This window comes from Azospirillum oryzae (assembly GCF_900177515.1).
Taxonomy (GTDB): Bacteria; Pseudomonadota; Alphaproteobacteria; order Azospirillales; family Azospirillaceae; genus Azospirillum; species Azospirillum oryzae_A.
In genome coordinates this window covers 76,371-91,257 of record NZ_FXAK01000010.1, presented here as the reverse complement: position 1 = coordinate 91,257, position 14,887 = coordinate 76,371, and the positions used below count along the sequence as shown (strand labels likewise).

The window sequence follows — 14,887 nt, the reverse complement described above, 5'->3', positions numbered from 1 at the left end:
TCAGCGCTCCTGTTTCGGCAGGAAGGCGACGCCCAGCGCCAGGAAGACGGGCACGAAGGCGGCGGTCGCCAGGATGAAGGGGAGAAGCTCAGGGAAGGCGAGGCCCTTGGTGAAGGCGCCGACGGAGATCTTCAGGAAATGGGTGGTGGGGAACAGCGTGCCGAACAGCCACGCCCCGCCTTCCAGCGTGGAGACCGGTTGCAGCATGCCGGAGAATTGGGTGGCCGGCAGCATGGTGACGATGGCGGTGCCGAACACCGCCGCCGTCTGGGTCGCGGTGAAGACGGAGATCAGCAGCCCCAGCGCCGTGGTCGCCACCACATAAACCAGGCCGCCCAGCAGCAGCCCGAACAGGCTGCCCTTCACCGGCACGCCGAACAGGGTGACGGCCATGACGACCATCAGCAGCAGGTTGAAGGCGGCCAGACCGACATAGGGCAACTGCTTGCCCAACAGGAACTCCAGCCGCGTCACCGGGGTGACGTAGAGGTTGGTGATGGAACCCAGTTCCTTTTCGCGCACCACGCCGAGGGCGGCGAGGATGGCGGGGATGAAGACCAGCAGCAGGCCGATGGTGCTGGGCACCATGGCGTCGAGGCTGCGGAAGGCCTGGTTGTACCGGTAACGCATCTCAAGATTGGCGGGGGAGGCGGGCAGGGTGACGCCGGAGGCGGTGGCCGAATCCTGGATGAAGCGCTGGTGCAGGCCGGTGACGTAGCCCTGGATGGTCTCCGCCCGGAAAGGCATGGCGCCGTCGATGCGCACCGCCACCTCCGGGATGCGGCCACGGCGGAGGTCGCGGCCGAAGCCTTCGGGGATCTCGATGGTCAGGGAGGCTTCTCCCCGTTGCAGGCGGAGCGCGAGGTCGCGGGCGTCGACGGCCGGCGGGGTGGCGCGGAAGCTGCGCGAGCCGTCGAACTGCTCGATGTAGGCGCGGCTTTCCGGCGTGCGGTCGTGGTCGAGCACGGCGAAGGTCAGGTTCTCGACGTCCATGGTGATGCCGAAGCCGAAGACCAGCATGAGCAGCACGGTGCCGAGCAGGGCGACGGTCAGGCGGACAGGGTCGCGGCGGAGTTCGAGCGTTTCGCGCCATGCGTAGGCGAGCAGGCGGCGGCGGGAGAGGGGGGAGGACTCCCTCTCCCGCCCCGGGAGAGGGAAGGGGCCCATGGCATCGCCATGGGAAGGGTGAGGGGTAGTGCAAGGAACCATGCGGTTCGGGTTGCTTGGATCACCCCTCACCCTCCCCACGCCTACGGCGTGGGTCCCCTCCCTCTCCCGGGGCGGGAGAGGGCGATTTTGGTCGGATTCCTCCGCCTGTTCCATAAACCCGATGAAGGCGTCGTCCAGGCTGTCGGCCTGCTGCTGGCGGCGCAACTCGTCCGGGGGCCCGGCGGCGATGACGCGGCCGGCGTTCATGAAGGCCACCCGGTCGCAGCGCGCCGCTTCGTTCATGAAATGGGTGGAGACGAAGATCGTCACCCCCTGGTCGCGCGACAAGGCGATCAGGTCGCGCCAGAACTGGTCGCGCGCCACCGGGTCGACGCCGGAGGTCGGCTCGTCGAGGATCAGCAACTCCGGCCCGTGCAGGATGGCGACGGCCAGCGACAGCCGCTGCCGCACGCCCAGCGGCAGGCGGTCGGCCACCGCGTCGATATAGGGGGACAGGCCGAAGCGCTCCACCAGCGTCGCCAGACGGGTTTCGGCGTCGGGAAGCTCGAACAGCCGGGCGTGCAGGTCGAGGTTCTGGCGCACCGTCAGCTCGCCATAGAGCGAGAAGGCCTGCGCCATGTAGCCGACGCGGCGGCGGCTCTCCAGATCGCCGGCGTCCACCGGCTTGCCGAACAGCCGCGCCTCACCGGCGCTGGCTGGCAGCAGGCCGGTCAGCATCTTCATGGTGGTGGTCTTGCCGCAGCCGTTGGAGCCGAGGAAGCCGAAGATCTCACCGCGGCCGATGCGGAAGCTGATGTCCGACACCGCGGTGAAGTCGCCGAAGCGGCGGGTCAGGCCGATGGCCTCGATGGCCGGTTCGGCGCCGATGGGCTCGGGCGGGCGGGGCGGGACGGTCAGGCGCTGGTGGCCGCGTCTGGCATCCTCCGGCAGCAGCGCGACGAAGGCCTCCTCAAGGTCGGCGGCGCCGGTCCGGGCCTTCAGCGCGGCGGGGGTGTCGTGGGCGAGCAGGCGGCCGGCATTCATCATCACCACGCTGTCGAACCGCTCCGCCTCGTCCATGTAGGAGGTGGCGACCAGCACCGTCATGCCGGCGCGGCCGGCGCGGATGCGGCCGATCAGCTCCCAGAACTGGCGGCGGGAGAGTGGATCGACGCCGGTCGTCGGCTCGTCGAGGATCAGCAGGTCGGGGTCGTGCAGCAGGGCGCAGCAGAGGCCGAGCTTCTGCTTCATGCCGCCGGACAGCTTGCCGGCCGGGCGGTCGGGGAAGGGGGCGAGGCCGGTGGACTCCAGCAGGTCGGCGATGCGGCGCCGGCGCTCGTCGGCGTCGAGGCCGAAGAGGCGGCCGAAGAACTGGAGGTTTTCGGCGACGCTGAGGTCGGCGTAGAGGTTGCGGCCAAGACCCTGCGGCATGTAGGCGATGCGCGGCTGGAGGGCGGCGCGGCCACGGCGGTCGGCGACGTCGGTGCCGAGGACGCGGACGCTGCCCTGCTGGATCTTCTTGGCGGTGGAGATCAGGCCGAGCAGGGTCGATTTGCCGACGCCGTCCGGGCCGATGACGGCGACGCTTGCCCCGGCGGGGATGTCGAGCGAGGCGTCCTCCAGCGCCACCGTCCCGCCATAGCGGTGCCGCACGCCGGACAGCGAGACGGCTGGGGCGGGAGTCATGATGATGCCCTCTCCCGCCCCGGGAGAGGGAGGGGACCCGCCGAAGGCGGGGAGGGTGAGGGGTGAGCCAAGAATCCCGAACCGCATGGCCCCGAAGCGCATGGCTTCATGCCCAACCCCTCACCCTTCCCATGGCGATGCCATGGGCCCCTTCCCTCTCCCGGGGCGGGAGAGGGAGCCATTTCGGCGAAATCACGCGGCGCGTCCCCCTTACCCCGACCCTCTCCCCGGGGGGGAGAGGGAGGATTCTGGGGGGGAGAGGAAGCTTCCCGCGTCAGTTTCGATTCCAGCCAGTCCGGCCAGACCGCGGTGTCGTCCAGCTTCACATAGGCCATGCCGGTCAGGCCGGTCTTCACCCGCTCGATGTAGCGGGTCACCAGCGCTTCGGGGACGCGGGCCTTGACGCGGAACATCATGCGGTCGCGTTCCGACTTGGTCTCCACCTGCTTGGGCGTGAACTGGGCGCGCGGGGCGACGAAGGTGACGGCGGCGGGGATCGCGGTGTCGGGGACGGCGTCCAGCAGGATGCGGGCGTCGGCGCCGAGCGCAAGGTTTCCCGCCGTGTCGGTCGGCAGGAAGAAGGTCATGTAGACGTTCGACAGGTCGAGCAGCGTCGCCGCCTTGCCGCCGGCCGCCAGCACCTCGCCGGGTTCGGCGAGGCGGTAGAGGACGCGGGACTTGCGCGGCGCCTTCAGCACGCCGTCGGCGACCAGGGTGGTCAGGCGGTCGACGTCGCCGGCGGCGGCGGTGATCGCCTCGTCGGCGCTGGCGAGGTGGCTCTTGGCCGCGTCGAGCGCGGCGTCGGCGGTGCGGCGGCTGTTGCGGGCCTGATCGACGCGCTGTTCGGAAACATGGCCCTTGCCGAACAGGACCAGCGCCCGCTCCATCTCCTTGGCGGCGAAATCGGCCTCGCTGGCGCGCTGGGCGACCAGGGCGACGGCTTCGTCGCGGGCGCGGCGGGACTGGCGCAGCTGGGCCTCGGCGGAGCGGAGCTGCGCTTCGAGGTCGCGGGTGTCGAGCGTGGCGATGACGGCGCCGGCCTCCACCAGATCGCCTTCCTCGACCGGGATGGTCAGGACGCGGGCGGCGTATTTGGTGGCGACGTCGATCTCGTTCGCCTCGATCCGGCCATTGCCGGAGGCGAAGCCGGCAGGCAGCCGGTTGCCCTGCATCGCCCGCCAGCCATAGGCGGCCCCGGCGCCGAGCAGCGCCAGCAGTGCCAGGGCGATGAGGATGCGCTTGAGGGTCATGGCTGCGCTCCCTTGCCTGCCTTGTCGTCAATGTGCAGCGCGCCCATGACGCCGGCCAGGATCCGTTCGCGCGTTGCGTCGTCGGGGGCGGCGTCCAGCGTGCGGCGGAGCGCCAGCAGAGCTTCGGCATAATGGTTGTGCCAGTCGAGACCGGCGGCGAGGTCGGCGGGGGCGAGGCGGGGATGACGGTCGGCCGGCACCAGCGGGCGCGGGGCGGCGAGGTCGACGCGGTCGTCCAGTGCCGGCTGGGCGATGCGCTCCGCCGACCAGCCCTTGTCGAGCAGGGCCTGGCGGATGGAGGCGCGGGCGGGCTCCTCGCCATGGACCAGGAACAGGCCGTGGCCGACGCCGTGGCGGGCCTCCACCCAGTCCAGCAGCGTCGAACGGTCGGCATGGCCGGAATAGACGTCGATGGAGCGGACCTTCGCCTTCACCGCGATTTCCTCGCCATGGATGCGGACGCGGGGGGTGCCCGCCTGCAGCAGGCGGCCCAGCGTGCCGGGGGCTTGGTAGCCGACCAGAAGAACGGTGTCCTGCGGGCGCCACAGGCGGTTCTTCAGATGGTGGCGGATGCGGCCGGCGTCGCACATGCCGCTGGCCGCCATGATGATGGCGCCGCCGGCGATGCTGTTCAGGCGCTGGCTGTCGGGCACGCCGCGGACATGGTGGAAGTTGGCGCGGGTGAAGGGATCGCCGTCGGTCTCCAGATCGTCGAGATGGCGGCGGAAGACGCCGGTCACCGCATCGGCGAGGGGCGAGTCGAGGAAGACGTCCACCGCCGGCAGCTGGCCGCCGTCGAACAGGCAGTCGAGGTCGTAGAGCAGTTCCTGCGTGCGCTCCACCGCGAAGACCGGGATCAGCAGGACACCCCCGCCCGCCAGCGCGCTTGACACTTCGGCGCGCAGCACCGCCTGCCGGCCGGCCTCGTCCAGGTCGGTGCGGTCGCGGTCGCCGTAGGTGGTCTCCAGCACCATCCAGTCCGGCCGCTCCGGCCCCTCGGCATCGGCGTGGAAGCTCTTGCCGCCGGGGCCGAGGTCGCCGGAGAACAGGATGCGGGTGGGGTCGGAGGCGCCACCCCCGAAGCCGTCGAGTGCTTCGATCTCGATGGAGGCGGAGCCCAGGATATGGCCGGCCTGCCAGAAGCGGGCGCGCAGGCCGGGCAGGATCTCGATCCAGCGGTCGTATTCGACGCGGCGGAGCCGGCGCAGGCTGCGGATGGCGTCGTCTTGGGTGTAGATCGCCTGGACCGGCGGACGGCCGCGCTGGCGGTTGCGGCGGTTCAGCCGCTCGACCTCGCCCTCCTGGATGTAGCCGCTGTCGGGCAGCATGTATTCCAGCAGGTCCACCGTGCCGCCGGTGGCGTAGATGCGGCCACGGAAGCCGAGACGGGTCAGCTTCGGCAGCAGGCCGGAATGGTCGATGTGGGCGTGGGTCAGCAGCACCGCGGCGATCGAGGACGGATCGAAGGGGAAGGGGCGGTAGTTCAGTTCCCGGATCGTCTTGGTGCCCTGGAACATGCCGCAGTCGATCAGCACGTCGCCGTTCGGCGTCGACAGGCGGAAGCAGGAGCCGGTCACCGTGCCGGCGGCACCATGGAAGGTCAGCGACAGGGACATGGATCGGCTCCTTGGCTTGTCAGTTCACCCCACCACCCGCACCCCATTGTCATCCGCGGCATGGGCCTGGGCGAAGGTGAAGTCGGCGTTGGTGCTGGCGTGGATGCGGTAGAGCGGTTCGCCCCGGCGCACGCGCTCGCCAACCTTGCGCAGCAGGTCGATGCCGGCGCCCTTGTCGGTGGGCGCGCCGGCCAGCCGCGCGATGCGGGCGAGGCGGTAGCAGTCGAGCGACGATACCACTCCGTCGGCGGGAGAGGCGACCTCGGCAACCAGGGATCCCAGCGTCGCGACGGCGGGCGGCGGACCCTGCATGGCGATGATGCGTTCCATGGCGGCGAGTGCGGCGCCGGACTCCAGCAGGTCGCGCGCCCGGCGGTTGCCGCTGCCGCCACGGACGGCGGGGTCGAATTCCAGGATGCGGCCGGCCAGCAGCAGGGCGCGCTCCTTCAGGTCGGCGGGGCCGGCGGGGTCGTTGCGCAGCACCGCCATCACGTCGCGCGCCTCCAGCACCGGGCCGATGCCGCGCCCGACCGGCTGGGAGCCGTCGGTGACCGCCACCTCCAGCGTCAGGCCGAGCCGGTCGCCGACATGCTCGAACAGCTTGCGCAGGCGCACCGCTTCGCCGGCGCTGCGGATCTTGGCGCTGGGGCCGACGGGGATGTCGATCAGCAGATGGGTGGAGCCGGCCGCCACCTTCTTCGACAGGATCGAGGCGACCAGCTGTTCGCGGGTGTCGATGGCGAGCGGCCGTTCGACCGAGATCAGGATGTCGTCGGCCGGCGACAGCCGGACATGGCCGCCCCAGACCAGACAGCCCTTGGCCTCGCGCACCAGGGCCTGCATGCGCTCCATCGGCACGTCGACATTCGCCAGCACCTCCATGGTGTCGGCGGTGCCGGCGGGGGACGTGATGGCGCGCGACGAGGTCTTCGGGATCGGCAGGCCATGGGCGGCGACGATCGGCACCACGATCATCGAGGTGCGGTTGCCGGGGATGCCGCCGATGCAGTGCTTGTCGGCGATGGTGCCGAGACCCTCCCAGTGCAGACGCGTGCCGGCGGCGATCATGGCGCGGGTCAGGCCCAGCACCTCCGCCGTCGTCATGAAGCTGGCGCAGGCGATCAGGAAGGCGGCGATCTCGATCTTGGAATAACGCTGGTCGGTGACGTCGCGGATGACGGCGGCCAGCTGCTCGTCGGTCAGGGCGGCGCCGCCGACCTTGGCGCGCACCAGCTCGAAGCTTTCCGGCGGGGTCGGCGGGACGAGATGGACGGCGGAGCCCTCGGCAAGGCCGAGCTGCGCGAAGGCGGGGTCGGACAGGCCGATTTCGTCGGGGGCGACGATGGCGGGATCGTCGACGATGTTCAGAACCGCCAGCAGGGAGCGGCCGTCGTTCCGCACCTCCACCCGGCCCAGCCCGAGGAAATCCTCGACATGGTAGCGGGTGCAGCGGCGGTTGAGGAAGGCGACGTTCTCCCGGACGGTGTCGATCGCCAGATGTCGAAGCGTCAGCATACGCACAGTCTACGCCCGGCCCCGCGGCTTAGCGACGCCGAGCCTGCGCGTCAGCCATGCCGGGCCTTACGCGCCGCAGTTGATCCGGATCATTGGCGGGGCGGAAGGGCTGTGGTTTGGGGGGGCGAATGCCCCCTTCTCTCACGTGCTCTCCCGCGCGATGAAGGTCAGGCCGAGGTCGAGGCGCCTCTGCGGCGGTTCCTTGCCGTCCATCAGGTCGAGCAGCATGGCGGCGGCGTGGCGGCCGATGGCGTAGCGCGGCGTGGCGACGGTGGTCAGGGTCGGGGTGGTCCAGGCCGAGGCCGGCAGGTCGTTGAAGCCGGCGACGGCGAGCTGGTCGGGCACGCGGATGCCGCGGCGCTGGCACTGGAACAGGGCGCCCTGCGCCAGATCGTCGTTGCAGAAGAAGACGGCGTCGCAGTCGCTGTTCTCCGCCATCAGCCGGTCGATCATCGCGGCGCCGAGATGGATGGAGGACGGGTCGGGCAGGCGCCAGACGCGCTTCTCGTCATACAGCCCGGCCTCCTCCAGCGCGTGGCGGTAGCCGTCGAGGCGGGCCAGCGTGCGGGGGTCGAGCTGCACGGCGACGAAGCCGATGCGGCGATAGCCGCGCTCCAGCAGGTGGGTGGTCATCAGCCGGCCGCCCTCCTCCTGCGAACAGCCGACGCTGAGGCTGTCGGGGTCGTCCAGCAGCTCCATCATGTGGACGGTCGGGCTGGAGAGCGCCGACAGGTAGGTGCGGGTGACCGCCGTATGGTCGGTGCCGGTCAGCAGGATGCCGTCGGGCTGGAACTGCAGGTAGGTGCGGATCAGCCGCTCCTCCTCCTCCGGCGAATAGTGGGTGACGCCGATCAGGGCGCGGTAGCCGCGCGGCAGCAGCATGTCGTGGATGCCGGCCAGCGTCTCGACGAAGACCATGTTGGTCATCGACGGGATCAGCACCGCCACCGTCATCGACCGCGCCGAGGCGAGCGCGCTGGCGGCCTGGTTCGGCACGTAGCCCATCGACTGCGCGGTGTCGAGGATGCGCTGGCGAAGCTCCGGCGCCACCAGCTCCGGCCGCTTGAAGGCACGCGACACGGTGATGGCGCTGATGCCCACCCGCTCCGCCACGTCCGCCATGGTGGCGCGGCCGGTGCGCGAGGAGCGCGGCTTGCGCGTCTTGACCGCCGGGGTTGCTGGCCGATCACCGCCACGGGTCGTCACAGGGCTTCGTCCTTTCAATTCCGGCGGTCCGATTCCGGCCGGCGCGACGGAAGGTCGCGCAGGCTCGCCAGTCGCCGATGTGTATCATGCTCAGCAACAGCCGCATGCCATGCAGAGCCTGAGCCTGCAACCCGCGGCCATCCCCGATCAGTTTGTCCGCAACTCAAACAAAACTCTTTACGCGCGTCAAGGTTAGCGCTAACAGTACCAGCACCTCGTCTCGGCGTCATCCGTGCAGTCCGGCCTGCCTGGTCGTGGACCTCTCAGTGACCCGCGGATGATAGCGCTAACATAACTTTGTCAGTGCGTGGTCCGCCGCGACTTGCCGTCGCGGATGCCGTCCCGCACCGGTATTCGGGAAAAGGCTCATGAACGGTCCCTCCATCGCGCCGTCCCCCGGCAAGACCGCCATTCAAACCGAACCGCCGTCCGGCAAACCGGCCGGTGCCGGTCCGCAGATCGTCGTGGTGATGGGCGTGGCCGGCTGCGGCAAGTCCAGCGTCGGCCAGAGCCTTGCCGCTGCGCTGGGCCATGAGTTCATCGAAGGCGACGCGCACCACCCGCCCGCCAACATCGAGAAGATGTCGGCCGGCATCCCGCTGACCGACGCCGACCGCGACGGCTGGTTGGGCACGCTGGCCGGCTTCATCGCCGAGGCCGACCGCGAGGGCAGGGGGCTGGTCGTCGCCTGTTCGGCGCTGAAGCGGCGCTATCGCGACCGGCTGCGTGGCGATTGCAAACGGGTGGTTTTTCTGCACCTGCACGGCGACAAGGCGCTGATTGCCTCGCGCATGGGCGCGCGGACCGCCCATTTCATGCCGATGGCGCTGGTCGACAGCCAGTTCGCCGACCTGGAGATGCCGGCGGCCGACGAAGCGGTGCTGTCCTACGAGGTGACGTTGCCGGCCGAGGCCATCGTCGCCGATGCGCATGCCCGCCTGACCGGCGGCGATTGTTTTGGGAGGAACGCATGAAGCGCGTTGCTGATCTGCTGGAGCGGGTCACCGAATGGATCATGGCGCTGATGCTGGCGGTCATGGTCGGTCTCGTCTTCGGCAACGTCGTCCTGCGCTATGTCTTCAACAGCGGCATCGTCGCGGCTGAGGAGATCGCGCGGCTGATGTTCGTCTGGCTGGTGTTCCTGGGCGCCACGGTGGCGCTGCGGCACCAGCGGCATCTGGGGCTGGAGATCGTGCAGAGCCGCCTGCCGGTCAAGGTGCGGCGGGTCTGCGCGGTGATCGCGCACCTGATGATGCTGTACGCCCTGTGGCTGTTCGTGCAGGGAAGCTGGATCCAGCTGCTGATCGGGATGGAGACCTTCTCCACCGTCCTGCGCTTCCCCATGGCCTTCTATGCGGCGGCGGGCTTCTTCCCGGCCATCGCCATGGCGCTGATCGTGCTGGCGAACCTGGTGCGGATCGTCACCAACCAGCCGGGCGCCCGCCTCCCCGGCGATCCCGACACCATGCTGGACCATCCGGAATCGCACGGGCCCGCCGTTGCCCCGCCGGCACCGGCCGCCGGACAACATGGCGCCGGCCATCCGGCCGGCCACGGTGCCGCCTCCGGTGCGGCCGTCGCCAAGCATTGAGCCCAGACCAATAGATTTCCTGCGGACGGAGACGCCGCCATGACGCTCACCATTTTCCTGGGCTCGCTGTTCGGCTTCATGCTGCTCGGCATGCCCATCGCCTTCGCGCTGATGCTGACCGGCGTCGCGCTGATGGTCCACCTCGACTTCTTCGACGCCCAGCTGGTCGCCCAGAACATGCTGAGCGGCGCCGACAACTATCCGCTGATGGCGGTGCCCTTCTTCATCCTGGCCGGCGAGCTGATGAACGCCGGCGGCATCTCCCAGCGCATCATCAACCTGGCGGTCAGCCTGGTCGGCCATATCAAGGGCGGCCTGGGATACGTCACCATCGGCGCCTCGGTGATGCTGGCCAGCCTGTCCGGCTCGGCCATCGCCGACACCGCCGCGCTGGCGACCCTGCTGATCCCGATGATGCGCGACCACGGCTATCCGGTGCCGCGCTCCGCAGGCCTGATCGCGTCGGGCGGCATCATCGCCCCGATCATCCCGCCCAGCATGCCCTTCATCATCTTCGGCGTGACCACCAACACCTCGATCAGCGCGCTGTTCATGGCCGGCATCGTGCCCGGCCTGCTGATGGGCATCGGTCTGGTTTGCGCCTGGATGTTCGTCGTCCGCGACATGACGGTGAAGCTGCAGCCGAAGGCGAGCGGTCGCGAGCGGCTGAAGGCGCTGGGCGACGGCGTCTGGGCGCTGGCCCTGCCGGTCATCATCATCGGCGGCCTGCGCGGCGGCATCTTCACGCCCACGGAGGCCGCGGTGGTCGCCGCCGTCTATTCGCTGTTCGTGGCGCTGTTCGTCTACCGTCAGGTCACGCTGCCGCAGCTGGTGCCGCTGCTGGTCCAGGCGGCGCGCACCACCAGCACCGTCATGTTCCTCTGCGCCGCCGCGCTGGTGTCGTCCTACATGGTGACGCTGGCCGACCTGCCGCAGCAGATGACGGAGCTGCTGGCACCGCTGATGGACCATCCGAAGCTGCTGATGCTGGCCATCGCCTTCCTGCTGCTGGCCGTCGGCACGGTGATGGACCTGACGCCGACCATCCTGGTGCTGGGCCCCGTCCTGACCCCGCTTGCGATCAAGGCCGGCATCGACCCCGCTTATTTCGGCGTGATGTTCGTCCTGATCGGCACGCTGGGCCTGATCCATCCGCCGGTCTGCACGGTGCTGAACGTGGTGTGCGGCGTCGCCCGCATCTCGCTGGAGAGCGCCACCAAGGGCATCTGGCCCTTCCTGTTGACCTACATCGTGCTGCTCGGGCTGCTGATCGCCGTGCCGGAGATCATCACCATGCCGCTGCACCTGTTCCACTGACGCCTACCAAGACCAATCAGAACGAAACACCAGACGTTAAGGGAGTTCGACACCATGTTCCGCAAACTGCTGCTCGCCACCGGCATCGCCGCCGCGCTGCTCGCCCCGGTCGCCGTCGCGACCTCCGCTGCCGCCCAGGACGTGAAGACCCGCATCATCCGCTTCGGCTACGGCCTGTCGGAGAACAGCAACCAGGGCCGGGCGGTGAAGTATTTCGCCGAGGAGCTGTCCAAGCGCAGCGGCGGCAAGTTCAAGATGAAGGGCTTCGGCGACGCCAGCCTGGGCAGCGACATCCAGATGCAGAACGCCCTGATCGGCGGCGCGCAGGAGATGATGGTCGGCTCCACCGCGACGCTGGTCGGCATCGTGAAGGATTTCGGCGTCTATGACCTGCCCTTCCTGTTCAACAACGAAAAGGAAGCCGACGCCGTCCTGGACGGCCCGTTCGGCGAGAAGCTGCTGAAGGCGCTGAACGACAAGGGGCTGGTCGGTCTGGTCTATTGGGAGAACGGCTTCCGCAACCTGACCAACAGCAAGCGCCCGATCACCAAGGTCGAGGACATGGGCGGCATCAAGCTGCGCGTGATGCAGAACCCGGTCTATATCGACATGTTCAACCGCTTCGGCGCCAACGCGGTGCCGCTGGCCTTCTCCGAACTGTTCACCGCGCTGGAGACCGGCACGGTCGACGGCCAGGAGAACCCGGTCACGACCATCCAGTCGTCCAAGTTCTATGAAGTGCAGAAGTATCTGACCATTTCCCGCCACGTCTACAGCCCGTGGATCGTGCTGGCCAGCAAGCGCTGGTACGACGCTCTGTCGGCCGACGAGAAGAAGATCCTGAACGAGGCCGCCGTCGCCTCGCGCGATTTCGAGCGCAAGGACAGCCGCGAGGCCTCGGCCCAGAGCGTGGCCTACCTGAAGGAGAAGGGCATGCAGATCAACGAGCTGAGCCCGGCCGAGCTGGACCGCATGCGCGAGATGGTCAAGCCCGCCTTCGACAAGTACGCCGCCGACGGCGGTGCCGAGGTGCTGAAGGACCTGCAGGCCGCCATCACCGCCGCCCGGAAGTAATCGCGGGCGACGCATCGTGACGGTGCGAAAGGGGCGGACCGGGACGACCGGTCCGCCCCTTTCCTGTTTGCGCAACATTTAGAATGTCGGCGAGAAATAAATAAACGAAAGAAGGGGCTATCCGGGGATATCGCCATTGAAAATATAGTGGAAGACATGAAGCGGACGACCTGCGGGGGAGTTTTTAGGAACGGTTCGCAAAGACGCAATTTTGTCGCACCAAGGTTTCCAGACTATTTACTCGAATTTAACGGTAAATCGCTAAACTGTGGACTGGACTGATATATCGTCATTCGAACGTGTCGCGGGGAAGGCTCATGTTCAAGAAGCTGCCTTTGGTGACCAAGCTGGTGCTTGCGATCGGCTTTGTTCTCTTGGTCGGATTGAGTTTGGGGACAGTGGTGATTTCCGCCAAGAGCGGGGCGGATACCGACGCGCTGTCCTTTCAAGCCGGAGAGGAGTTGGGCAAGTATCATGCCGCCACCGTCGAACGGCGGCTGAACGAGGCGATGAACATCAGCCGCAACATAAGCACCACCCTGCTCGCCCTGAAGCGCCAGGGAATTGTCGACCGCGACAAGTTGAGCGAGTGGCTGAAGAGCCTGCTGGTTGCTGATCCCAAACTGCTGGGTGTCTGGGTGGGTATGGAGCCGAACGCCCTCGATGGCAGGGACAAGGACTTCGTAAACGCCCCCACCGGCGACTCCACCGGACGTTTCATTCCGTATTGGAACAGGGTCGGCGACAAGATCAATTATCAGCCGTTGTCCCATTATGAAAGTTCCGGCCCTGACGGCTTTTACTATAACGAAGCCAAGCGCACGAAGCGTGAAGTCATCGTTGAACCCTATTCATATCTTGTTGCCGGTAAAAATGTCCTGATGGTGTCGCTTGTCGTTCCCATCATGGAAGACGGCAAAGTCATCGGCGTTGCCGGCGTGGACATTGCCAACGACCAAATCTGGAACGAACTGAAATCCGCTAAGCCGTTCGAAACGGGCTCGGTCTTCCTGATTTCCAATGGCGGCGCATGGGCGGCCTACAGCAATCCCGACCACCTGGGCAAGCCGATCGTGGAGACCAACCAGCGGCTGAAGGAGGCGCTCCCCGCCATCCGCGAGGGCAAGCCCTTCGCCCATTTTTCGGTGTCGGCCAGCCTGAAGACCGAGGTGAAGCAGCTGTTCAAGCCGGTGGTCATCGACGGCACGGGAACGCCCTGGTCGATCCTGGTCAATCTGCCGATCAACCGGATCGAAATCCCGAAGCAGGAATTGCGGACCTTCATCGCCGTCGGCGCGGTGCTGCTGGCCTCCGGGCTGGTGCTGGCACTGTGGCTGGCGAGCAGGATCGTCGTCGGCACGCCGCTGCGCCGGATCATCGCGACGGTGGAGGCGCTGACCGCCGGCCGGCAGGACGTGGAGGTGCGCGACCGCGACCGCTCCGACGAGATCGGGGCGATCAACAAGGCGCTGCAGCTGTTCAAGGAGAATGCCGGCCGCGTCGCCGAGATGGAGGAGCAGCGCCGCCGGGACGAGGCGCTGGCCGCCGAGCGGCGCAGGCAGGAGCTGGCCCGCATGGCCGACCGGTTCGAGGGCACGGTCGGCGGCGTGGTCGCCAATGTGGCCCAGCAGGCCGAGGCGATCCGCACCGATTCGGAAGGGCTGTCGGCCATCGCCGAGCAGACCAACGCCCAGGCCGCCGCCGTCGCCAGCGCCGCCGACGTCGCCAGCAGCAACGTGCAGACGGTGGCCGCCGCGGCGGAGGAGCTGGCCCATTCCATCGAGGAGATCAACCAGCGCATCGCCGCCTCGTCGCGCATGGCGAACGACGCGGTGGGCGAGGTCGAGAAGACCAACGGCACCGTCGCCGGCTTGGCCGAGGCGGCGCAGAAGATCGGCGACGTGGTGAACCTGATCCAGTCCATCGCCGGCCAGACCAACCTGCTGGCGCTGAACGCCACCATCGAGGCGGCGCGCGCGGGGGAGGCCGGCAAGGGCTTCGCCGTCGTGGCGCAGGAGGTGAAGAACCTCGCCAGCCAGACCGCCAAGGCGACGGAGGAGATCGCCGCCCAGATCGCCGAGATCCAGTCGGTCAGCGGCAGCGCCGTCGGCGCCATCCAGGCCATCGGCCGCACCATCCTGGGCATCAGCGAGACGGTCACCGCCGTCGCCGCCGCCGCGGAGGAGCAGGGGGCGGCGACCCGCGAGATCAGCCGCAACGTCCAGCAGGCCGCCGCCGGCACCCGCGAGGTGTCGACCAACATCGAGGGCGTCACCCGCGCCGCCAGCGAGACCGGCAGCATGGCCTCCCAGGCCCGCGCCGCCGCCGACACGCTGTCGCACCAGTCGGCGCAGCTGCGGACCGAGGTGCAGCGCTTCGTGGCGACGATCCGCGAGGGGTGAGGGCTCCAATTGCTCCCTCCCCATCCCTCCCCCGCTAACGCGGGAGAGAGGGGCAGGAGCTTTGCGGGAGAGCGGCGGCAG

General features: G+C 68.5%; 10 protein-coding genes. 5 read left to right on the top strand and 5 right to left on the bottom strand.

Features of this window, described 5'->3' with window-relative positions:
• From rbbA to B9N97_RS32220, 5 genes are all read right to left on the bottom strand, one after another.
• Complete coding sequence (gene rbbA, locus B9N97_RS32240) at positions 1–2,835, bottom strand: ribosome-associated ATPase/putative transporter RbbA (RefSeq protein ID WP_085091921.1); 2,835 nt, start codon at positions 2,833–2,835, stop codon at positions 1–3.
• A complete protein-coding gene (locus tag B9N97_RS32235) occupies positions 2,832–4,085 on the bottom strand; it encodes an HlyD family secretion protein (protein ID WP_244561045.1) in 1,254 nt (417 codons plus the stop codon). Before B9N97_RS32235 ends, rbbA begins: the two co-directional genes overlap by 4 nt.
• Positions 4,082–5,701 (bottom strand): MBL fold metallo-hydrolase, encoded by a 1,620-nt coding sequence (locus B9N97_RS32230; RefSeq protein ID WP_085091920.1) that lies wholly within the window; start codon positions 5,699–5,701, stop codon positions 4,082–4,084. The genes B9N97_RS32235 and B9N97_RS32230 overlap by 4 nt, the downstream gene beginning before the upstream one ends.
• A gap of 24 nt (positions 5,702–5,725) precedes the next feature.
• Positions 5,726–7,216: a thymidine phosphorylase family protein gene (locus B9N97_RS32225; RefSeq protein ID WP_085091919.1), complete on the bottom strand. Its 1,491-nt coding sequence runs from the start codon at positions 7,214–7,216 to the stop codon at positions 5,726–5,728.
• A gap of 141 nt (positions 7,217–7,357) precedes the next feature.
• Positions 7,358–8,422 (bottom strand): HTH-type transcriptional regulator GntR, encoded by a 1,065-nt coding sequence (locus B9N97_RS32220; RefSeq protein ID WP_244561044.1) that lies wholly within the window; start codon positions 8,420–8,422, stop codon positions 7,358–7,360.
• Positions 8,423–8,790: 368 nt separating this feature from the next.
• On the opposite strand from B9N97_RS32220, the gene B9N97_RS32215 reads away from it, so the two are divergent.
• The 5 genes from B9N97_RS32215 to B9N97_RS32195 all read left to right on the top strand — a co-directional run bounded on the left by B9N97_RS32215 (position 8,791) and on the right by B9N97_RS32195 (position 14,806).
• The gene (locus tag B9N97_RS32215; RefSeq protein WP_085091918.1) at positions 8,791–9,396 is read left to right on the top strand and encodes a gluconokinase; all 606 of its coding nucleotides are present in this window, start codon (positions 8,791–8,793) and stop codon (positions 9,394–9,396) included.
• A complete protein-coding gene (locus tag B9N97_RS32210) occupies positions 9,393–10,013 on the top strand; it encodes a TRAP transporter small permease (protein WP_244561043.1) in 621 nt (206 codons plus the stop codon). The genes B9N97_RS32215 and B9N97_RS32210 overlap by 4 nt, the downstream gene beginning before the upstream one ends.
• A 39-nt stretch (positions 10,014–10,052) precedes the next feature.
• The gene (locus B9N97_RS32205) at positions 10,053–11,330 is read left to right on the top strand and encodes a TRAP transporter large permease (RefSeq protein ID WP_085091917.1); all 1,278 of its coding nucleotides are present in this window, start codon (positions 10,053–10,055) and stop codon (positions 11,328–11,330) included.
• Positions 11,331–11,384: 54 nt separating this feature from the next.
• Positions 11,385–12,404: a TRAP transporter substrate-binding protein gene (locus tag B9N97_RS32200; protein ID WP_085091916.1), complete on the top strand. Its 1,020-nt coding sequence runs from the start codon at positions 11,385–11,387 to the stop codon at positions 12,402–12,404.
• A gap of 317 nt (positions 12,405–12,721) precedes the next feature.
• Positions 12,722–14,806 carry a methyl-accepting chemotaxis protein gene (locus B9N97_RS32195; protein ID WP_085091915.1) on the top strand — a complete coding sequence of 695 codons (2,085 nt, stop codon included), beginning with the start codon at positions 12,722–12,724 and terminating at the stop codon, positions 14,804–14,806.
• Positions 14,807–14,887: the final 81 nt, after the last annotated feature.